The following is a 19,858-nucleotide window of genomic DNA, read 5'->3' on the forward strand; positions in this document are numbered from 1 at the left end:
TCCTTCAACGGGTCCGAGGGGGCGTTTTGTTGTGATGGGGGCGGCGCCGAACGGCGAATGCGAACCGTGACGCACTTCACGTTGCGCTTCAAAGGGAGGACCGCCGGCGGGGTGGGGCGCAAACCAAACAAAGGGCACATTTAGGAGTTCACTCGCGCGCATGACGTACCGATCAGTAACCTGATCGGCCGTGACCAGTCGATACAGAGCCTCCACATCGTCCGAGAGCGTCAACTCCCTCTCCCCGCGCCGCCGCACGGTCGTCAAGGCCGCGGCGGCGACCGCTGTCCTGGCCGGCCCGCTCGCCGCCGCGCTGCCCGCCCGCGCGGCCGAGGCGCCCGCCTTCCTGCACGGCGTCGCCTCCGGCGACCCGCTGCCCGACGGCATCCTGCTGTGGACCCGGGTGACGCCCACCGCCGAGGCGACACCCGGGTCCGGGCTCGGCCCGGACACCGAGGTGAGCTGGGTGGTGGCGAAGGACAGGGCGTTCACCACCGTCGTCGCCAAGGGGTCCACCACCGCGACGGCCGCCTCCGACCACACGGTCAAGGCCGACATCCGCGGCCTGGAGCCCGCCACCGACTACTGGTTCCGCTTCTCGGCCGGCGGCACCGACTCCCCGGCGGCACGCACCCGCACCGCGCCGGCGGCCGACGCTGCCGTGACGGGGCTGCGCTTCGGCGTGGTCTCCTGCGCCAACTGGGAGGCCGGCTACTTCGCCTCGTACCGGCACCTCGCGGCCCGCGGCGACCTGGACGCCTGGCTGCACCTCGGCGACTACATCTACGAGTACGGCACCGGCGAGTACGGCACGCGCGGAACCGTCGTGCGGACGCACGCACCCACCCACGAGATCCTCACGCTCGCCGACTACCGCATCCGGCACGGCAAGTACAAGACCGACCCGGACCTCCAGGCCCTGCACACCAAGGCACCGGTCATCGCGATCTGGGACGACCACGAGTTCGCCAACGACGCCTGGTCGGGCGGCGCCGAGAACCACACCGAGGGCGCCGAGGGCGCCTGGAGCGCCCGTCAGGCCGCCGCAAAGCAGGCGTACTTCGAGTGGATGCCGGTCCGCCCGGCCGTCGCGGGCACCACCTACCGCCGGCTGCGCTTCGGCAAGCTCGCCGACCTCTCCCTGCTGGACCTGCGCTCGTTCCGCTCGCAGCAGGTCAAGGTCGGCAACGGCTCCGTGGACGACCCGGACCGCACGATCACCGGCCGCGCCCAACTGGACTGGCTCAAGGCCGGGTTGAAGGCATCGGACACCAGGTGGCGGCTCGTCGGCAACTCGGTGATGATCTCACCGTTCGCCATCGGCTCCCTCTCCGCCGACCTGTTCAAGCCGCTCGCCAAGCTGCTCGGGCTGCCGCAGGACGGCCTCGGCCTCAACACCGACCAGTGGGACGGCTACACCGACGACCGGCGCGAGCTGCTGGCCCACCTGCGCTCCAACGCCATCGGCAACACCGTCTTCCTGACCGGCGACATCCACATGGCGTGGGCCAACGACGTGCCGGTGGACGCCGGAACGTACCCGCTGTCCGCCTCCGCGGCCACCGAGTTCGTCGTCACCTCGGTCACCTCGGACAACCTCGACGACATCGTGAAGGTCCCCGAGGGCACCGTCTCCGCCATCGCCGCGCCGGTCATCAAGGCCGCCAACCGGCACGTCCACTGGGTCGACACCGACCGCCACGGCTACGGCGTCCTGGACATCACCGCCGACCGCGCACAGATGGACTACTACGTGCTGTCCGACCGCACGGATCCCAACGCCGCCTCCACCTGGGAGCGTTCGTACCGCACACGCAGCGGCACGCAGCAGGTCGAGCGCACCTACGACCCGGTGTAGCCGCCCGCTAGAGCGATTCGAGGAAGCCGAGCGCCACCCGCCAGGTGGCCTCGGCGGCCTCCTCGTCGTAGTCCGGCAGGTCGGGGTCGGTGTAGAGGTGACCGGCCCCGGCGTACCGGTACACCTCGACGTCGGCGCCGGCCCTGCCCATCTGGAGGTACCAGGCGCTCAGCCAGTCGTCCGTCTCGAACGGGTCCGGCTCGGCGACGTGCAGCTGCACCGGCAGCTCGTCCACGGAGACGTTCGGCGCGAGGTCCGACGTGCCGTGCAGGAGCAGCAGCCCGCGCGCCTTCTCGTCGCCCAGTGCGAGGGTCTGCGCGATGGAGGCACCGAGCGAGAACCCCGCGTACACGAGCCCCCGGTCGGAATACGGTGCGGCGGCCAGGACGGCCCGCTTGAGCAGTTCGTCCTTGCCGATCCCGTCGTTGAAGGCCATGCCCTCCTCGACCGTGTCGAACGTACGCCCTTCGAAGAGGTCCGGCGTCCACACCTCGTGCCCCGCGCCGCGCAGCCGGTCCGCGGCCCGGCGCACCGCGGGCCTGAGGCCGTAGGTCGAGTGAAAGAGCATGATGTCCATGAGGCCATGGTGCCAGCCGGGTACGACAGTGACCGACCGTGACCGTGCCGGGTCCTACCCAGGAGTGCGCGGAACTCACATGTTCAAGCCCGCCGCTGGCCGGTTACGTTCGGAGGCATGGAGAACGTACTCCGCCCACTGATCGTGATCGGCAGTGCGGTCGCACTGACCCTGCTCATCGGCTGGGCCACCGACCGGCTGCTGCGCAAGGCAGACGAACGGGATCGCGACACGCCCTTGTGGGGGCTGCTGCGCCGCGGGCGCATCCCCTACCAGCTCGTGCTGTGCGCCGCCATGCTGAGAGGGTCGTACGACCAGGCTCGGCTGCTGGAGCAGCACCAGGCCGGTATCGGCCGGACGCTGTCCCTGGTGCTGATCGGGTCCGCCGCCTGGCTGGTCATCCGGATCGCGAGCGCCATCGTCGAGACGTCGTACAGCCGGTACGCGCGGGTCCACCGCGATCCGGCCCGGGTGCGCCGGGTGCGTACGCAGGTCGAGCTGATCATGCGGGTGGTGTCGGCGATCGTGATCGTCGTGGCCGCCGCCTCGATGCTGCTGACGTTCCCGGCGATGCGCGCGGCCGGTGCCTCGCTGCTGGCCTCGGCGGGCATCCTCGGCATCGTCGCCGGTGTCGCCGCGCAGTCCACGCTGAGCAACATGTTCGCCGGGCTCCAGATCGCCTTCGGCGACATGGTGCGGATCGGGGACACCGTGGTGGTGAACGGCGAGTGGGGGACCGTCGAGGAGATCACGCTGACCTTCCTGACGGTCAAGACCTGGGACGAGCGCCGGATCACCATGCCTGTGTCGTATTTCACAGCGAACCCGTTCGAGAACTGGTCGCGCGGCACCCCGCAGATGACCGGCATCGTCTACTGGCACCTCGACCACAGCGCGCCCATCGAGGCGATGCGCGAGAAGCTGCGGGACATCCTCCGCAAGTGCGACGCCTGGGACGGCCGCGCCCACGGCCTGGTGGTCACCGACTCGACGCCCAACACGATCCAGGTCCGCGCCCTGATGACGGCGAAGGACGCCGACGACATCTGGACGACGCGGGTCACGGTCCGCGAGGAGATGATCAACTGGCTGTCCGCGGAGCACCCGTACGCCCTGCCCCGCGTCAACACGGCCGACGCTTCCCTCCCCCCGAACAGCCCCCGCATCCCGTCCCAGGACGGCGCCCACCACCGCGCCTACGAGACCCCCCGGACGGGCGGGGCCTGACGGCTTCCCGACCGACTGGAAACGGGTGAGGGCGGGGCGGTGGGAAACCCCCGCCCTCACCGCAGGCTACGCACGTCCAGATGCCGCAGCACCCGGTCCACGATCTCCGGATCCGCCCCGGGTTCGCTGCGCGCGGCCATCACCTCGTGCCGCGCGGCACTGAGCATCTCCCCCTGGATCCGCCGCACCTTCTTGAGCCGCCGCACCCGCCGCTCGTGCGCGTCGCGCCGCTCGTCCTGCCCCATGTCCGGACTGATCCGCAGCCCGATGTCGAACGCCCGCCGCGCCATCTGCTCGGACAGCTCCTCCGGCAGGTCCTCGACCGACTCGATCTCCCTCAGCCGCAGCTTGGCCGCCTTGGCCGCCCGCACGGCCAGCTGCTTCTCGAACTCCTTCTCCCGCTCCGTGTCCGCCCGCACGCCCAGCCGCCTCACCAGCCACGGCAGGGTCAGCCCCTGCAGCACCAGCGTCGCCATGATCACGCCGAAGGCGATGAACACGATCTCGTCCCGGTCGGGAAACGGCGACCCGTCGTCGGTCTTGAGCGGAACGGCCAGCGCCAGCGCCACCGAGGCCACGCCCCGCATCCCGGACCACCACATCACGACGGTCTCCCGCCAGCTGGTCGGGATGTCCTCGTCGTAGTCCCGCTTGGCGTGCAGCCGTTTGGTCAGCCAGGTCGCCGGCATCAGCCACAGCAGGCGTACGAGGACCACCACGCCCACGATCGTGCCCGCCCAGCCGAGCAGCTCGCCCCACCGCCCGGACGCCGTCCGGATCGCGTTGTGCAGCTCCAGGCCGATCAGCCCGAACGCCACCCCCGTGACGAGCGTGTCGACGATGTCCCAGAAGGTGTGCCCGGCCAGCCGCGTCATCACGTCGTCCGGGTGGGAGGCGTACTCGGCGAGGAAGAGCGCGGTGGTCAGCACGGCGAGCACCCCGGACCCGTGCAGCTCCTCCGCGAGGACGTACGAGGCGTACGGCACCAGCAGCGTCAGCCCGATCTGCAGGGTGGCGTCCTCCAGCACGTCCATCAGCCAGTTCGCCCCCCAGCCGAGTGCCAGGCCCACGGCGACGGCGACCACCGCGGACAGCACCAGGTCCAGTCCGGCCTGCCACGGTGAGAAGCTCCCGCCGACCACGGCGGCGATCGCCACGTGGTACAGCACGATGGCCGTGACGTCGTTGAACAGCCCCTCGCCCTCCAGGATGGACACCAGCCGGCGCGGCAGCCCGAGCTGTCCGGCGACGGCGGTCGCGGCGACCGGGTCGGGCGGGGCGACCAGCGCGCCCAGCGCCACGGCGGCGGCGACCGGCAGCCCGGGCACGATCGCGGAGGCGACGGCGGCCACGCACACCGTGGTGACGAACACCAGGGCGACGGCGAGCAGGAAGATCGGCCGTTTGTTGGCGGTGAACTGCCGCCAGGACGTCCGCCGCACCGCCGCGTAGAGCAGCGGCGGCAGCAGCGCGGGCAGGATCAGCTCCGGCGGGATGTTCACGTTCGGGACGAAGTCGGCCACCGCGAGCACGATGCCGAGCAGCGTCATCAGCACCGGCGCCGGCACTCCGAACCGGTCCCCCAGCGGCACGCTCACCAGGGCCCCCAGCAGCAGCACGAACAGCAGGGCCAACTGATCCACGGCGAGCGCTCCGGGAGTCGACGTCACAAGCAGGCCTCAAGACTGCCATGCCCCCGCCCCCACGGGCCGTCCGGCCCCCGGGGCTACAGCGTGCGCCGCATCGCCCGGTGCGGGATGCCCGCCTCCGGGTACTCCGGCCCGTACGCCTCGTATCCGAGCCGCTCGTAGAAGCCCAGCGCGTGGGTCTGCGCGTGCAGGTCGACGGCCGTCAGGCCGCGCGCGCGTGCCGCGTCCTCGATGGCCCGCACCAGGGCCACGCCGACGCCCAGGCCGCGTGCCCGACCGGTGACGGCGAGCCGTCCCAGGGAACCCACCGAGGCGTCCCCGCCGCCGGTCAGCGCGGCGGCCGCCGCGCCGTGCAGCAGCCGTCCGGTGCCCAGCGGCACGCCGTCCTCCCGGACCGCCAGGACGTGCACGGCGGCGGCGTCATGGGCGTCGTACTCGATGTCCTCGGGGACGCCCTGTTCGGCGACGAAGACCTCCTTGCGCACCGCGAAGCAGGCCTCCCGGTCGGCCGGGGCCTCGGCGATCCGCACGGTGTACGGCGTGCCACTCATCCGTAGGTCTCCTCGCGGACCTGGTCGAGCGCCGTCTGCAGATCCTCCGGGTAACCGCACTCGAACTCGACCCACCGGCCGTCCCCGGGGTGCTCGAAACCGAGCCGTACGGCGTGCAGCCACTGGCGGGTCAGGCGCAGCCGCTTGGCGAGCGTGGGGTCGGCGCCGTAGGTCAGGTCGCCGACGCACGGGTGGCGGTGCGCGGACATGTGGACACGGATCTGGTGGGTGCGGCCGGTCTCCAGCTTCACGTCCAGCAGGGAGGCGGCGCGGAACGCCTCGATGAGGTCGTAGTGGGTCACGGAGGGCTTGCCGTCCGCGGTGACGGCCCACTTGTAGTCGTGGTTGGGGTGGCGGCCGATCGGGGCGTCGATGGTGCCGCTGGTCGGGTCCGGGTGGCCCTGGACGAGCGTGTGGTACCGCTTGTCGACCGTGCGCTCCTTGAACTGGCGTTTGAGCGACGTGTACGCGTACTCGGACTTGGCGACCACCATCAGGCCGGACGTGCCCACGTCCAGGCGGTGCACGATGCCCTGGCGCTCGGCGGCCCCGGAGGTGGAGATCCGGTACCCGGCGGCGGCGAGGCCGCCGATGACGGTCGGTCCGGTCCAGCCCGGCGACGGGTGCGCGGCCACGCCCACGGGCTTCACGATCACGACCACGTCATCGTCGTCGTGCACGATCTCCATGCCCTCGACGGGTTCCGCGACGATCTGCACGGGCGCGGGCGCCCCCGGCATCTCGACCTCCAGCCAGGCCCCGCCGCGCACCCGCTCGGACTTGCCGACCACCGAGCCGTCCACCTGGACCTTTCCCGCCGCGGCAAGCTCGGCCGCCTTGGTACGGGAGAAGCCGAACATGCGGGAGATGGCGGCGTCGACGCGCTCGCCCTCCAGGCCGTCGGGCACGGGCAGGGTACGGATCTCGGGAAGGGTGCTCACCCGACGAGTATGCCGGACGGGCCCGACGGCCCCGGACGAGCCTGTGGACAACGCGACCCGGGGCTCAGTCCTTGTGGACGGTGCCGTCCGGGTCCAGGCCGCGGAAGGACAGCAGGACGATCAGGACGCCGCCGCAGACGATCGCCGAGTCGGCGAGGTTGAACACCGCGAAGCCCTTGGGGGCGATGAAGTCGATGACCTCGCCCTGGAAGATCCCCGGCGAGCGGAAGATCCGGTCGGTCAGGTTGCCGAGCGCGCCGCCGAGCAGCAGGCCCAGCGCGATCGCCCAGGGCAGGCTGTAGAGCTTGCGGGCGAGGCGGATGATCACCACGATCACGGCGGCCGCGATGACCGTGAAGATGACCGTGTAGGCCTGCCCGAAGCTGAAGGCCGCGCCCGCGTTGCGGATGGCGGTGAACTCCAGCCAGTCCCCGATGACCTCGACCGACGCGTGGTGCTCCAGCTTCGCCACCACGATCAGCTTGCTGACCAGGTCGAGGGCGTAGGCGAAGGCGGCCACCGAGAACAGCACGGCGATCCGGCGCCGTCCCCGGGGCCGCTCGGCCGGGGTCGCCGCGGTCGCCGCGGCCTCATCGTGTCCCGCTCCCGGAGCTTCCGGGGTGTCCGGCGTACCGATGATGTGTTCCGCCTCTGCCACGTGAGTCCCTCAACCTAGGTACCTGACTGCACACGAGACTACGGCACGCCCTGGCGGGCCCCCGTGCCGGTCGGCACCGGCTCAGTACCGGCGTTCCTGCTTCTGCTTGCACTCCACGCACAGGGTCGCCCGTGGGAAGGCCTGCATGCGGGCCTTGCCGATGGGGTCGCCGCAGTTCTCGCACAGGCCGTACGTGCCCGCGTCCAGCCGTTCCAGGGCACGCTCGGTCTGGATCAGCATCTCGCGCGCGTTGGCGGCCAGCGCCATCTCGTGCTCGCGCGTGATGTTCTTGGTGCCGGTGTCGGCCTGGTCGTCGCCGGCACCGTCCCCGGAGTCCCGCATGAGCCCCACGATGGACTGTTCCGAGGCGGTGATCTCGGCGCTGAGCCGCCCCTCCTCGGACTGCAGTTCGGCACGCGCCTCCTCCACCTCCTCGGAGGTCCAGGGGTCCTCACCGGGGCGCACCGCGAGGTCGCCGGGGTCCACCGCGGTGAGGCGCGCCTTGGGGACTGCGGCCTTCGCCGCCGTGGCCGTGCCAGGAGTCTTCTTCGCAACCACCGTCGTGGCTCCCGTCTGCTTCGCGGTCTGCGCCGCGCCCGCCTTCTTGGCCGATCTCTTCCCGGCCACCGCCTCCTCGGTGCCCGCCTGCTGTCCTGCCGTCTGCGCGGCGCCCACCTTCGCGGCGCCGCCCCCTCCCGCACCGGCCGTGTCAGCGCCGGGTTTCCTGCCGCCCGGTTCCTTGCTGCCGGTCTTCTCGCCGCCCCGTTCCCTGAGGCCGGGTTTCCTGCCGCCCGGCGCCTTGGCCTGGGGTGTCCTGCCGCCCGGCGCCTCGGTGCGGGGCTCCTTGCCACCCCGTGCCCCGGTGTCGGTCCGCTTCGCCGCGGCTTCCGCGGCGCCCGCCTTCCTGGTCGTGGCCGGGCCGGTGCCGGTCTTCCTGGCCGTGGCCTTCGGCGGGCCGGTCTCCTCGGCCGGTGCCGCGGCCTTCCCGGAACCGCCCTTGGCGGCTGCCGTCGCCTTCTTGGCGGTGCTCTTCCTGGCGACCGGCTTCTTCCCCGCCCCACCCGCGTTCTTCTCGGCAGCCCCCTTGGCGGACGACGTCGTCCCGCCGGAGGCACCCGCAACCGCTCCCCTGGCCCTGCCGGGCGCCGCCGACTGCTGTACGGCGGTCTTCTTCGCCACCATGGCCGCGGCCCCTTCACATATTGTGATCTTGCTCGCGAATCGTGCTGGGACGATAAATCGACTTGAGTCCCGCGGCAACGGGGCACGCCGCCCGATCCGCCCGCCTCGCGACCCCCGCGCGACAAGCCTGCATGCGTTGTGCCCAGCTCCCAGCCGGGTAATCCGCCGAGCAGGGCATCCCAGGATCCGAACACGCGTACCTCGCCATTCAGGTCACATTCAGGACATATCAACCCTTCCCCGTCGACGGCCTCCCCGCACCGTCCCCGCACCCGAAATCGGTCTGCCGCTGTCGCCGGTGCGCCGTACACTGGGCGGAGCGAAAAGCGTGGATGGGGACGAGTAGCGGCGTACGCAGCCCAGAGCGACCCGGGGACGGTGGAAGCCCGGGGGCGAGCGCGACGTGAAGATCACCCCGGAGCCGCCGGAAGAAAGCCCCAGCGCAGGCCCAGGGGCCGGTAGAACCGGCATCGCGACCCCAATGAGGGGGCTCACCGGCGCATACGGCGCACGGGGAGCCAAGGAGGGTGGTACCGCGGGAGCGCGCCGCACCCGGCGCACGTAGCCGATACGGCTCTCGTCCCTCCGACGGAAGGCAGCAAGTCCGTTGGAGGAAGCTCGCTGATGACAGCGCCGACGTACCGCCAGGTACCCGCCCAGGTCGACCTGCCCGCGCTCGAGCACGCGGTGCTCGACTTCTGGCGCGAGCAGAAGATCTTCGCCAAGAGTCTGGAGCAGTCCGAGGGCCGCCCGGAGTGGGTGTTCTACGAGGGCCCGCCCACCGCCAACGGCATGCCCGGCGCCCACCACATCGAGGCCCGCGTCTTCAAGGACGTCTTCCCCCGCTTCCGCACCATGCGCGGCTACCACGTGGCCCGCAAGGCCGGCTGGGACTGCCACGGCCTCCCGGTGGAGCTGGCGGTCGAGAAGGAGCTGGGCTTCTCCGGCAAGCAGGACATCGAGGCGTACGGCATCGCCGAGTTCAACGCCAAGTGCCGCGAGTCGGTGACCCGGCACACGGACGCCTTCTCCGCGCTGACGACCCGCATGGGGTACTGGACGGACCTCGACGGCGCCTACCGCACCATGGACCCGGCGTACATCGAGTCCGTCTGGTGGTCGCTGAAGGAGATCTTCGACAAGGGCCTGCTGGTCCAGGACCACCGCGTCGCCCCCTGGTGCCCCCGCTGCGGAACCGGCCTGTCGGACCACGAGCTGGCGCAGGGCTACGAGACGGTCGTCGACCCCTCCGTGTACGTCCGTTTCCCGCTCACCTCCGGTCCGCTCGCCGGCGAAGCCGCGCTCCTGGTGTGGACGACCACCCCGTGGACCCTGGTGTCCAACACCGCCGTCGCCGCCCACCCCGAGGTCACCTACGTCGTCGCCACCGACGGCGAGGAGAAGCTCGTCGTCGCCGAGCCGCTCGTCGCCAAGGCGCTCGGCGAGGGCTGGGAGACCACGGGTCAGACCTTCACCGGCGCCGAAATGGAGCGCTGGACGTATCAACGTCCGCTCGAGCTCGTTGAGTTCCCGGCACCGGCCCATTTTGTCGTCAACGCCGACTACGTCACCACCGAGGACGGTACGGGCCTGGTCCACCAGTCCCCCGCCTTCGGTGAGGACGACCTCAAGGTCTGCCGCGCCTACGGCCTGCCGGTCGTGAACCCCGTCCGCCCCGACGGCACCTTCGAGGAGGGCGTCCCGCTGGTCGGCGGCGTCTTCTTCAAGAAGGCGGACGAAAAGCTCACCGAGGACCTCCAGCAGCGCGGCCTGCTCTTCAAGCACCTGCCGTACGAGCACAGCTACCCGCACTGCTGGCGCTGCCACACCGCGCTGCTCTACTACGCGCAGCCGTCCTGGTACATCCGCACCACGGCCATCAAGGACCGGCTGCTCCAGGAGAACGAGCGGACCAACTGGTTCCCGGAGACCGTCAAGCACGGCCGGTACGGCGACTGGCTGAACAACAACATCGACTGGGCGCTGTCCCGCAACCGCTACTGGGGCACCCCGCTGCCGATCTGGCGCTGCGAGGACGACCACCTCACCTGCGTCGGCTCCCGCGCGCAGCTGACCGAGCTGACCGGCACCGACCAGTCCGGGCTCGACCCGCACCGCCCGTTCATCGACGAGGTCACCTTCGCCTGCCCGCAGTGCGCGAAGACGGCCACGCGCGTGCCGGAGGTCATCGACGCCTGGTACGACTCGGGGTCGATGCCGTTCGCGCAGTGGGGCTACCCGTACCAGAACAAGGAGCTGTTCGAGAGCCGGTACCCGGCGCAGTTCATCTCCGAGGCCATCGACCAGACGCGCGGGTGGTTCTACACCCTCATGGCGGTCGGCACCCTGGTCTTCGACAAGTCGTCGTACGAGAACGTCGTCTGCCTGGGCCACATCCTCGCCGAGGACGGCCGCAAGATGTCCAAGCACCTGGGCAACACCCTGGAGCCGATCCCGCTCATGGACCGGCACGGCGCGGACGCGGTGCGCTGGTTCATGGCGGCCGGCGGCTCCCCCTGGGCGGCCCGCCGGGTGGGTCACGGCACGATCCAGGAGGTCGTCCGCAAGACCCTCCTCACGTACTGGAACACGGTCGCCTTCCAGGCCCTGTACGCCCGCACCTCCGGCTGGGCGCCCAGTGCGGCCGACCCGGCCCCGGCCGACCGGCCGCTGCTGGACCGCTGGCTGCTGTCCGAACTGCACGCGCTGACCGACCAGGTCACCCAGTCCCTGGAGGCCTACGACACCCAGCGCGCCGGCAAGCTGCTGTCGGCCTTCGTCGACGACCTGTCCAACTGGTACGTCCGCCGCTCCCGCCGCCGCTTCTGGCAGGGCGACAAGGCGGCGCTGCGCACCCTGCACGAGGTCGTCGAGACGGTCACCAAGCTGATGGCCCCGCTGACGCCGTTCATCACCGAGCGGGTCTGGCAGGACCTGGTGGTGCCGGTCAGCCCCGGCGCCCCCGAGTCCGTGCACCTGGCCGCCTGGCCCGAGGCGGACCTGTCGGCGATCGACCCGGTGCTGTCGAAGCAGATGGTCCTGGTCCGCCGCCTGGTGGAGCTGGGTCGCGCCACGCGCGCGGAGTCGGGCGTGAAGACGCGCCAGCCGCTGAGGCGCGCGCTCGTCGCGGCGACCGGCTTCGACGCCCTCGACACCGAACTGCACGCGCAGATCACCGAGGAGCTCAACGTCGAGGCGCTCGCCTCGCTGAGCGAGGTCGGCGGCTCGCTGGTCGACACCACGGCGAAGGCGAACTTCCGCGCGCTGGGCAAGCGGTTCGGCAAGCGCGTCCAGGACGTGGCGAAGGCGGTCGCCGCGGCCGACGCCGCCGCGCTGTCCCTGGCGCTGCGCGAGGGCACGGCGTCGGTGGAGGTCGACGGCGAGACGATCGCCCTCGCCCCCGACGAGGTGATCATCACCGAGACCCCGCGCGAAGGCTGGTCGGTGGCGTCCGACTCCGGTGCCACGGTCGCGCTCGACCTGGAGATCACCGAGGAGCTGCGGCAGGCGGGCCTGGCCCGTGACGCGATCCGGCTGATCCAGGAGGCCCGCAAGAACAGCGGCCTCGACGTGGCCGACCGTATCGCGCTGCGCTGGACCTCCACGGACCCGGCGGTCGTCGCGGCCCTGACCGAGCACGCGCCCCTGATCGCCGACGAGGTCCTGGCCACGGCCTTCGTGAATGAGCACAGCTCTGAGGGCGAGGCGGACGGCTCCTACGGCGACCCGTTCACCGACGAGGGCCTGTCCCTCACCTTCCGCCTGCGCAAGGCGTAGACGGCGTAGACAGCGGCACGCCGAAGGCCCGGTCCCCTGGGGGACCGGGCCTTCGGCGTCAGCACACGTCAGACACACGTCAAAAGGGAGGGGCCCCGGACCGAAGTCCGGGGCCCCTCCCTGAACGCTGCCGACGCCTACGGCGTACTACTGACCGTGCCGGCCGTCAGTTGTCGTCCTCATCGATCAGGAACCCGCGCATCGGCGAGGGAGCCTGGCCCATCGGCGACGGGCCCTGCGGACGGACCGGGGCCATCGGCTGGGTCATCGCCGGGGTCATCTGCTGCTGGCCGCCGTAGGACGGGGCAGCGGGGCTCGGCGGACCGCCCATGCTCTGGTTGCCGCCGTAGGACGGGGCGCTCGCGCCGGCCGGGGCCATGGAGGGCGCCGGGGACGGCGGCAGGGACGCCGTGGCCGGAGTGCGCGGCGGAGCCAGGGAGTCGTCGGCCTGGGTCTCCAGCTGGCGCAGCTGGGACTCGAGGTACGACTTCAGGCGCGTGCGGTACTCGCGCTCGAAGCCACGCAGGTCCTCGACCTTGCGCTCCAGCGTGGCGCGCGCGGACTCCAGGGAGCCCATGGCGACGCGGTGCTTCTCCTGCGCGTCCCGCTCGAGCGCGTCGGCCTTGGCGCGGGCGTCACGCTCGAGACCCTCGGCGCGGCTGCGGGCCTCACCGACGATCTTGTTGGCCTCGGAGCGGGCCTCGGCGATCGCCTGGTCGGCGGTCTGCTGAGCCAGCGAGAGGACTCGGGCGGCGCTGTCGCCACCGGGGCCCTGACCGGGGCCGCCCATCGGACCGCCCATGGGGCCGCCCATCGGACCGCCCATCTGCTGCTGCATGGGGGGCTGACCACCCATCGGGCCCTGGCCCATCGGACCCTGACCCATCGGGCCGGGACCCTGCGGACCGCCCTGACCGCCGGGGCCGGCGGGCAGCTGCGGGGCACCGCTCGGCAGCTGGGGCGGGCCACCCATGGGGCCACCCATCTGCTGCTGCGGCGGGCCCGATATTCCGGCGGGCACCGGAGCGCCGGGACCTCGCATGCCCTGCTGCGGCATACCGCCCTGCTGCATACCGCCCTGTGGCATGCCGCCTTGCTGCATGCCACCCTGCTGCATACCGCCTTGCTGCATACCGCCCTGCTGCATACCGCCTTGCTGCATACCGCCCTGCTGCTGGTCCTGCTCCGGGGGCTTGCGCATGTTCTGCTGGTTCTGCGCGGCCGCGCGCGTGGCCGCGGCCAGCTTGGCGCGCAGGTCCTCGTTCTCGCGGAGCAGACGGGTCAGTTCGGCTTCGACCTCGTCGAGGAAGGCATCGACCTCGTCCTCGTCATAGCCTTCTCGGAGGCGGACGGTCGTGAACTGCTTGTTCCGCACGTCCTCGGGGGTCAACGGCATCTCTTCACCTCAACGTAGTCATCGGCAGTCGGCAAGACCTTTCGTCCACTTTCACCCCACCAGGTTTCCCACGATGGAGATCAGGATGTAGACGATGATCATCAGTACGAAGAAGGACAGGTCTAGCGCCACGCCCCCGAGACGCAGCGGCGGAATGAACCGCCGCAGAAGCTTCAGCGGTGGATCGGTGACAGTGTAGGTGGCCTCCAGTACGACCACCATGGCCTTGCCAGGTTGCCACGAGCGGGCGAACTGGAAGACGTAGTCCATGACCAGCCGGAAGATGAGCACGATGAGGAACACCATCAGCGCGATGTAGATCACCTGCGCGAACACGCTCATGGATTGTGCTTCCCTCTCCCCTGCTTCGTGCTTCGTTCCGGGCGTACTTCTCAGCTCTGGTTGAAGAACCCGCCCTCTGCGATGCGGGCCTTGTCCTCCGCCGTGACATCGACGTTAGCAGGAGACAACAGAAACACCTTCTGCGTCACCCGCTCGATGCTGCCATGAAGACCAAACACCAAACCGGCCGCAAAGTCGACAAGTCGCTTCGCGTCTGTGTCATCCATCTCAGTCAGGTTCATGATCACCGGGGTGCCCTCGCGGAAGTGTTCCCCGATGGTACGGGCCTCGTTGTAGGTCCGGGGATGAAGCGTGGTGATCCGGTAAGGCTCTCGTTCCGACACGACCTTGGGCATGATCACCGGTGCGTTCTTCTCCAGGGACTGGCGTTCTTGTGTGATGGACGACACGGGCGCGATCCGCGCCGGGCGTCCCGATTCCGCGGGGAGCGAAGCGGCATGAGGAATCGGGTCGCGCTGCGCGGGAGGCTGCACGACTCGTACCGCTTCGTCCCTTTGGGACTGATGCGACTGGTGTGACGGCTCGTGCCGTCGATGGTCCCGCTCGGGCTCCGGGTCCAGTTCGGGCTCGAAGTCGTCGTCGGGGTCAAAACCGCGGCCGTCGTACCCATCGTCCTCCACGAGGCCGAGGTAGACCGCCATCTTGCGCATCGCGCCGGCCATGCTCTGAGTCCTCCGCTCTGTGGTGGATCCGCTGACGACCGCCAAGTGCCCGCGATCCACGAGGTCGTTCTGCACGCCTTTAGGCGACATTGACCATATTTTCTGCTGTGGTCCGACTTCTTGGCGACGTTACCCGAGCCTGGGGCGGACTCCGAGTACCGCAGTGCCGATGCGTACATGTGTCGCTCCGGCGGCCACAGCGTCCTCGAGGTCCGCACTCATCCCTGCGGACACCATGTTCGCAGCCGGATGGGCCCGGCGCAGGTCGGTCGACAAATCCATCATCCGCTCGAACGCGGCCCGTTGGCGCCCCGCGTACTCCCCGGTGAGCGGCGCGACGGTCATCAGCCCGTCGAGCCGCAGCCCCGGTGCGCCGGCGACCAGGTCGGCCAACTCCTCGATTCCGCCGGGCGCCACGCCACCGCGCTCGCCCCTCGCACTCTCCCCGGCGTCGAGCGCGACCTGGATGAGGCACCCCACCTCCCGCCCGGCCCGCACGGCCTCCGTCGACAGCGCCGTGACGAGCCTGGCACGGTCGACGGACTGCACGACATCGGCGTAAGCGACCACGGACCGCACCTTGTTGGTCTGCAACTGGCCGACGAAATGCCAGGAGAGCGGCAGATCCGAACAGGCGGCGGCCTTCGGGGCCGCGTCCTGGTCGCGGTTCTCCGCGACGTGGCGCACACCGAGTCCCGACAGGACCCGCACATCGCTCGCCGGGTAGGTCTTGGTGACCACGATCAGGGTCACCTCCTCCCGCTTGCGCCCGGCGGCCACACACGCCGCGGTGATGCGCTCCTCGACCCTCGCCAGGTTTGCGGCGAGTTCACCCTTACGATCCGTCATGTCCGATCAGTCCAGCCACACATAGCCCGCGAGCCGCCCGGTGGTGCGGTCCCGGCGGTACGAGAAGTGATCGCCCGATTCGAGCGTGCACACCGGCGACTGCTCCCGGTCGCGCACCCCGAGGCGTTCGAGCTGCGCGTGCACTCCGGCGCTCACGTCGACCGCCGGTGTGCCCCAACTCGTCTCGGCGTACGCCGCCGGTTCGACGGCGGCCACCTCGGCGCGCATCGCCTCCGGCACCTCGTAGCACCGCCCGCAGACGGCCGGTCCGGTGCGGGCGACGATCCGGTCCGGCTCGGCGCCGAGCCCGACCATGGCCCGTACGGCGGCGGGGACGACCCCGGCGACCATGCCGGGCCGGCCCGCGTGGGCCGCGGCGGCGATCCCGGCGACCGGGTCGGCGAGCAGCACCGGAGTGCAGTCGGCCGTGAGCACCGCCAGGGCGAGTCCCCGCCGGGCCGTGACGATCGCGTCGACCTCGGGCACCGGGCGGGCATCCCAGGGCCCTTCGACGACGGCCACGTCCGCCCCGTGCACCTGGTTCATCCAGACCACCCGCGCCGGGTCCAGGCCCAGCGACTTCGCGGCCAGTTCGCGGTTGTCCCGTACGGCGTCGGGGTCGTCACCGACCGCGCCGCCGAGGTTCAGCTCCTCGTACGGAACGGCGCTCACCCCGCCCCACCGGTCGGTGAAGGCGAAGTGCGCGCCGTTCACGATGTCGTGCCGTCCTATCACGTCAGGAGGATCACTTGAGGAAGTCCGGTACGTCCAGCTCCTCCGCGGCGCTGTCCGAGTAGGTCCGCGGGGCCGGCGGGATCGGCGGAGCGACCGGGATCTCGGCCACCGGCTCGGGAGCGGCGAGCTCCGGCTCCTCCTTGGGCGTGACGCTGCCGAGCGAGCCGAAGGACGGGCGGCTCTCGGGCTGCCGTACCGGGGCCGGCTCGTCGTGCCGCGCCGAGGACGAGGACGACGACGCCGACCCGAGGACGGTGTCCCGGCGGGCGGGGGGCTGGCCCCCGTCGAAGCCGGCCGCGATCACCGTGACCCGGACCTCGTCGCCGAGGGCGTCGTCGATCACCGCGCCGAAGATGATGTTGGCCTCGGGGTGGGCGGCCTCGCTGACCAGCTGGGCGGCCTCGTTGATCTCGAACAGGCCGAGGTCGGAGCCGCCGGAGATGGAGAGCAGGACGCCCCGGGCGCCGTCGATGGAGGCCTCGAGGAGCGGCGAGGAGATCGCCATCTCGGCGGCGGCCACCGCTCGGTCGTCGCCGCGGGCCGAGCCGATGCCCATGAGGGCGGAACCGGCCTCGGACATGACCGACTTCACGTCGGCGAAGTCGAGGTTGATGAGGCCGGGGGTGGTGATGAGGTCCGTGATGCCCTGCACACCGGAGAGCAGCACCTGGTCCGCGGACTTGAACGCGTCCAGCACGCTGACCTGGCGGTCCGAGATGGACAGCAGCCGGTCGTTGGGGATGACGATGAGGGTGTCGACCTCTTCGCGGAGTTCGGCGATGCCGTCCTCGGCCTGGTTGGCCCGGCGCCGTCCCTCGAAGGTGAACGGGCGGGTGACCACGCCGATGGTGAGGGCGCCCAGGGAGCGGGCGATGTTGGCCACGACGGGCGCGCCGCCGGTGCCGGTGCCGCCGCCTTCACCGGCCGTCACGAAGACCATGTCGGCCCCCTTGAGGACCTCCTCGATCTCCTCGCGGTGATCCTCGGCGGCCTTGCGGCCGACGGCCGGGTTGGCTCCGGCGCCGAGTCCGCGGGTGAGTTCGCGGCCGACGTCGAGCTTGACGTCGGCGTCGCTCATCAACAGCGCCTGTGCGTCGGTGTTGATGGCGATGAACTCGACGCCCTTGAGACCGACCTCGATCATCCGGTTGATGGCATTGACACCACCGCCGCCGACACCGATGACTTTGATGACTGCGAGGTAGTTCTGCGGTGCTGCCACGTCGAAGGCCTCTCGCCTCGAGTTACGTGTCGCTGAATCGTCGAGAAGCACTGCTGCCTCGCGATCCGACGACTGATGCCGAATGGGACGGTCCGTAGCGCCGACCCGAACCCTAACCCTGAAGTTTAGGGTTACCAGTGTGTCCGTTCCATGAAGTCTTCTGAACAGGACACTAAGTCGACAAGTGGCGCACGTTCAACGAACACGCCGAACCTCCCGTTTTTCTTTTCACCCTATGTGATCAGGCATAGCGGTGCCCAACCAGGGTGCTGGCCTGCGCGGATGTGCGTCAACTCCCTGATGACGCAGGCGCGGTGGGAACACTGACATCGAAGTGCCGTGCGCCGGGGGCGGCTTTCATGAGAGCGTTGAGGGTACGGGCCTTCGCGCGGCCGTTCTCGTCGCTGCCCCACTGCACCGTGCGCCCGCCGCTCAACTCCAGCGAGATGTCGTCATAGGAACGGACCTTGACGACCCGTGTCTCGCGCGCGACGGTGGCCGGAATGTAACCCGCCACCCCCACGGCTTCCCGCACCAGACGGTCCTGGTCGAAGCGGCGCAGGCTCGCGGCGGCGGAAGCGACGCGGGACGGGGCCAGTTCCAGGGTCGGAATGCCGTTCGGGGCCTGCGGAACCGTGGCGAAGCGGACACCGTCGTCGTCCACTTCGACGAAGTCCCGGCCCTTCTCCATGAGCAGCACCGGGACACGCTCGGTCACTTTCAGCCCGATTCCGTGAGGCCAGGAACGGACGACCTGAACCGAGTCGATTCGGGGCAGTTTCCGGCGCAGTCGGGCCTCGATGACATCCGTGTCCACGGAAATCAGCGGCTTGCCGACCGGCACCCGGGCGGCCTGGCGGACCTGTGCGGGCGTCAGGACCACCGTCCCGGAGACCGAGACGCGCTCCACCCGCAGCCACTTGGAGCCGTACAGCAGCCAGACCGCCCCCGAGACGAGGAGCACGAGGGCGGCGGCCAGGACGACGACTCCCCGGAGGCGGGGAAAGCGGAGTCTCCCCAACCGCCTTCCCGGCGGCGGGCCGGACGACTCCTGCTGGCGATCACCGCGCTCGGCGGTCGTCGGTCCGGCCACGCTCACTGCCCTCCGTGCATATCGTCCTATCGGCGTGAGGCGATCGCCTCGTACACCATGCCGACGAGCAGGTCGTCGGCGTCCCGGCGGCCGAACTCACCGGCGGCACGGGACATCTCGTACAGCCGGTGCGGGTCGGCGAGCACGGGCAGGACGTTCTGCTGCACCCACTCGGGCGTGAGTTCCGCGTCGTCGACCAGGAGGCCGCCGCCGGCCTTGACCACCGGCTGGGCGTTCAGCCGCTGCTCGCCGTTGCCGATGGGCAGCGGGACGTAGGCGGCCGGGAGCCCGACGGCGGAGAGTTCGGCGACGGTCATCGCGCCCGCGCGGCAGAGCATCATGTCGGCCGCGGCGTACGCGAGGTCCATCCGGTCCAGGTACGGTACCGGGACGTAGGGCGGCATTCCCGGCATCTGGTGTACCTGTGGCAGTTCGTTCTTCGGGCCGACCGCGTGCAGGATCTGGATCCCGGCCTGCTGGAGCCAGGGGGCGACCTGCTGGACCACCTCGTTGAGGCGGCGGGCGCCCTGCGAGCCGCCGGAGACGAGCAGCGTGGGCAGGTTCGGGTCGAGACCGAAGCGCGCGCGTGCCTCCGGGCGGGCCGCGGCGCGGTCCAGGGTGGCGATGGAGCGGCGCAGCGGGATGCCGATGTAGCGCGCGTCACGCAGCTTGCTGTCGGGCGTGGAGACGGCGACCCGGGCGGCGTACCGCGAGCCGATCTTGTTGGCCAGGCCGGGGCGGGCATTCGCCTCGTGGATCACGATGGGCACGCCGAGGCGCTTGGCGGCCAGATAGCCGGGCAGGGCGACGTAGCCGCCGAAGCCGACGACGCAGTCCGCCTTGGTGCGCTCCAGGATCTGCTCGGCGGCCTTGATCGTGCCGCGCAGCCGGCCCGGGACGGTGATCAGCTCGGGGGTGGGCTTGCGGGGCAGCGGCACCGCCGGGATCAGCGCGAGTTCGTAGCCGCGCTCCGGGACGAGCCGGGTCTCAAGGCCCCGCTCCGTGCCCAGGGCCGTGATCCCCACGGTGGGGTCCTGCCTGCGCAGGGCGTCCGCGAGGGCGAGCGCGGGCTCGATGTGGCCGGCGGTCCCCCCACCGGCGAGTACGACATGCACCGA

General features: G+C 70.8%; 17 protein-coding genes. 3 read left to right on the forward strand and 14 right to left on the reverse strand.

Features of this window, described 5'->3' with window-relative positions:
- Window positions 1-190: 190 nt before the first annotated feature.
- Window positions 191-1,858 (forward strand): alkaline phosphatase D family protein, encoded by a 1,668-nt coding sequence (locus ACH45E_RS12240; protein ID WP_361437358.1) that lies wholly within the window; start codon window positions 191-193, stop codon window positions 1,856-1,858.
- 7 nt (window positions 1,859-1,865) lie between these two features.
- Here the strand turns inward: ACH45E_RS12240 and ACH45E_RS12245 are convergent, their stop codons facing one another.
- On the reverse strand, window positions 1,866-2,435 hold the full coding sequence (locus ACH45E_RS12245) for a dienelactone hydrolase family protein (protein ID WP_361437360.1): 570 nt from the start codon (window positions 2,433-2,435) through the stop codon (window positions 1,866-1,868).
- A gap of 117 nt (window positions 2,436-2,552) precedes the next feature.
- On the opposite strand from ACH45E_RS12245, the gene ACH45E_RS12250 reads away from it, so the two are divergent.
- Window positions 2,553-3,662, forward strand: coding sequence for a mechanosensitive ion channel domain-containing protein (locus ACH45E_RS12250; protein ID WP_361437363.1), 1,110 nt, complete (start codon window positions 2,553-2,555; stop codon window positions 3,660-3,662).
- Window positions 3,663-3,718: 56 nt separating this feature from the next.
- Here the strand turns inward: ACH45E_RS12250 and ACH45E_RS12255 are convergent, their stop codons facing one another.
- The 5 genes from ACH45E_RS12255 to ACH45E_RS12275 form a co-directional block, all read right to left on the reverse strand.
- Window positions 3,719-5,305, reverse strand: coding sequence for a Na+/H+ antiporter (locus ACH45E_RS12255; RefSeq protein ID WP_361437365.1), 1,587 nt, complete (start codon window positions 5,303-5,305; stop codon window positions 3,719-3,721).
- An 83-nt stretch (window positions 5,306-5,388) separates the two neighbouring features.
- Window positions 5,389-5,862 carry a GNAT family N-acetyltransferase gene (locus tag ACH45E_RS12260; protein ID WP_361437367.1) on the reverse strand — a complete coding sequence of 158 codons (474 nt, stop codon included), beginning with the start codon at window positions 5,860-5,862 and terminating at the stop codon, window positions 5,389-5,391.
- Window positions 5,859-6,803, reverse strand: coding sequence for an RluA family pseudouridine synthase (locus tag ACH45E_RS12265; protein WP_361437369.1), 945 nt, complete (start codon window positions 6,801-6,803; stop codon window positions 5,859-5,861). The genes ACH45E_RS12260 and ACH45E_RS12265 overlap by 4 nt, the downstream gene beginning before the upstream one ends.
- A 64-nt stretch (window positions 6,804-6,867) precedes the next feature.
- Window positions 6,868-7,461, reverse strand: a complete 594-nt coding sequence (gene lspA, locus ACH45E_RS12270) for a signal peptidase II (RefSeq protein ID WP_361437371.1) — start codon at window positions 7,459-7,461, stop codon at window positions 6,868-6,870.
- 81 nt (window positions 7,462-7,542) lie between these two features.
- The gene (locus tag ACH45E_RS12275) at window positions 7,543-8,643 is read right to left on the reverse strand and encodes a TraR/DksA C4-type zinc finger protein (RefSeq protein ID WP_361437373.1); all 1,101 of its coding nucleotides are present in this window, start codon (window positions 8,641-8,643) and stop codon (window positions 7,543-7,545) included.
- A gap of 624 nt (window positions 8,644-9,267) precedes the next feature.
- Here ACH45E_RS12275 and ileS point away from each other — a divergent pair.
- Complete coding sequence (ileS, locus tag ACH45E_RS12280; protein ID WP_361437376.1) at window positions 9,268-12,420, forward strand: isoleucine--tRNA ligase; 3,153 nt, start codon at window positions 9,268-9,270, stop codon at window positions 12,418-12,420.
- A gap of 166 nt (window positions 12,421-12,586) precedes the next feature.
- Here ileS and ACH45E_RS12285 read toward each other — a convergent pair whose 3' ends face one another.
- The 8 genes from ACH45E_RS12285 to murG form a co-directional block, all read right to left on the reverse strand.
- Window positions 12,587-13,816 carry a DivIVA domain-containing protein gene (locus ACH45E_RS12285; protein WP_361437378.1) on the reverse strand — a complete coding sequence of 410 codons (1,230 nt, stop codon included), beginning with the start codon at window positions 13,814-13,816 and terminating at the stop codon, window positions 12,587-12,589.
- A 51-nt stretch (window positions 13,817-13,867) separates the two neighbouring features.
- Window positions 13,868-14,158: a YggT family protein gene (locus ACH45E_RS12290; protein ID WP_132854348.1), complete on the reverse strand. Its 291-nt coding sequence runs from the start codon at window positions 14,156-14,158 to the stop codon at window positions 13,868-13,870.
- Window positions 14,159-14,208: 50 nt separating this feature from the next.
- Entirely contained in the window at window positions 14,209-14,841 is a 633-nt protein-coding gene (locus ACH45E_RS12295; protein WP_361437380.1) for a cell division protein SepF, read from the reverse strand.
- Between the two features lie 129 nt (window positions 14,842-14,970).
- Window positions 14,971-15,690 (reverse strand): YggS family pyridoxal phosphate-dependent enzyme, encoded by a 720-nt coding sequence (locus ACH45E_RS12300; protein WP_361437382.1) that lies wholly within the window; start codon window positions 15,688-15,690, stop codon window positions 14,971-14,973.
- Window positions 15,691-15,696: 6 nt separating this feature from the next.
- Window positions 15,697-16,425, reverse strand: coding sequence for a peptidoglycan editing factor PgeF (gene pgeF, locus ACH45E_RS12305; protein WP_361437385.1), 729 nt, complete (start codon window positions 16,423-16,425; stop codon window positions 15,697-15,699).
- A 10-nt stretch (window positions 16,426-16,435) separates the two neighbouring features.
- Complete coding sequence (gene ftsZ / locus ACH45E_RS12310) at window positions 16,436-17,647, reverse strand: cell division protein FtsZ (RefSeq protein WP_361437387.1); 1,212 nt, start codon at window positions 17,645-17,647, stop codon at window positions 16,436-16,438.
- A gap of 289 nt (window positions 17,648-17,936) precedes the next feature.
- The gene (locus ACH45E_RS12315; protein WP_361437389.1) at window positions 17,937-18,740 is read right to left on the reverse strand and encodes an FtsQ-type POTRA domain-containing protein; all 804 of its coding nucleotides are present in this window, start codon (window positions 18,738-18,740) and stop codon (window positions 17,937-17,939) included.
- A 26-nt stretch (window positions 18,741-18,766) separates the two neighbouring features.
- Entirely contained in the window at window positions 18,767-19,855 is a 1,089-nt protein-coding gene (gene murG / locus ACH45E_RS12320; protein WP_361437391.1) for an undecaprenyldiphospho-muramoylpentapeptide beta-N-acetylglucosaminyltransferase, read from the reverse strand.
- Window positions 19,856-19,858 lie beyond the last annotated feature (3 nt).

Origin of the sequence: Streptomyces sp. NPDC020299 (assembly GCF_044387825.1) — a bacterium.
Taxonomy (GTDB): domain Bacteria; phylum Actinomycetota; class Actinomycetes; order Streptomycetales; family Streptomycetaceae; genus Streptomyces.

Excerpts from the sequence above, each read along its gene's own strand:
- ACH45E_RS12275 (WP_361437373.1), bottom strand. The coding sequence starts at position 8,643 with ATGGTGGCGAAGAAGACCGCCGTACAGCAGTCGGCGGCGCCCGGCAGG.
- ACH45E_RS12290 (WP_132854348.1), bottom strand. The coding sequence starts at position 14,158 with ATGAGCGTGTTCGCGCAGGTGATCTACATCGCGCTGATGGTGTTCCTC.
- ACH45E_RS12300 (WP_361437382.1), bottom strand. The coding sequence starts at position 15,690 with ATGACGGATCGTAAGGGTGAACTCGCCGCAAACCTGGCGAGGGTCGAG.
- ACH45E_RS12250 (WP_361437363.1), top strand. The coding sequence starts at position 2,553 with ATGGAGAACGTACTCCGCCCACTGATCGTGATCGGCAGTGCGGTCGCA.
- ileS (WP_361437376.1), top strand. The coding sequence starts at position 9,268 with ATGACAGCGCCGACGTACCGCCAGGTACCCGCCCAGGTCGACCTGCCC.
- ACH45E_RS12295 (WP_361437380.1), bottom strand. The coding sequence starts at position 14,841 with ATGGCCGGCGCGATGCGCAAGATGGCGGTCTACCTCGGCCTCGTGGAG.
- ACH45E_RS12245 (WP_361437360.1), bottom strand. The coding sequence starts at position 2,435 with ATGGACATCATGCTCTTTCACTCGACCTACGGCCTCAGGCCCGCGGTG.
- ACH45E_RS12260 (WP_361437367.1), bottom strand. The coding sequence starts at position 5,862 with ATGAGTGGCACGCCGTACACCGTGCGGATCGCCGAGGCCCCGGCCGAC.
- ACH45E_RS12285 (WP_361437378.1), bottom strand. The coding sequence starts at position 13,816 with ATGCCGTTGACCCCCGAGGACGTGCGGAACAAGCAGTTCACGACCGTC.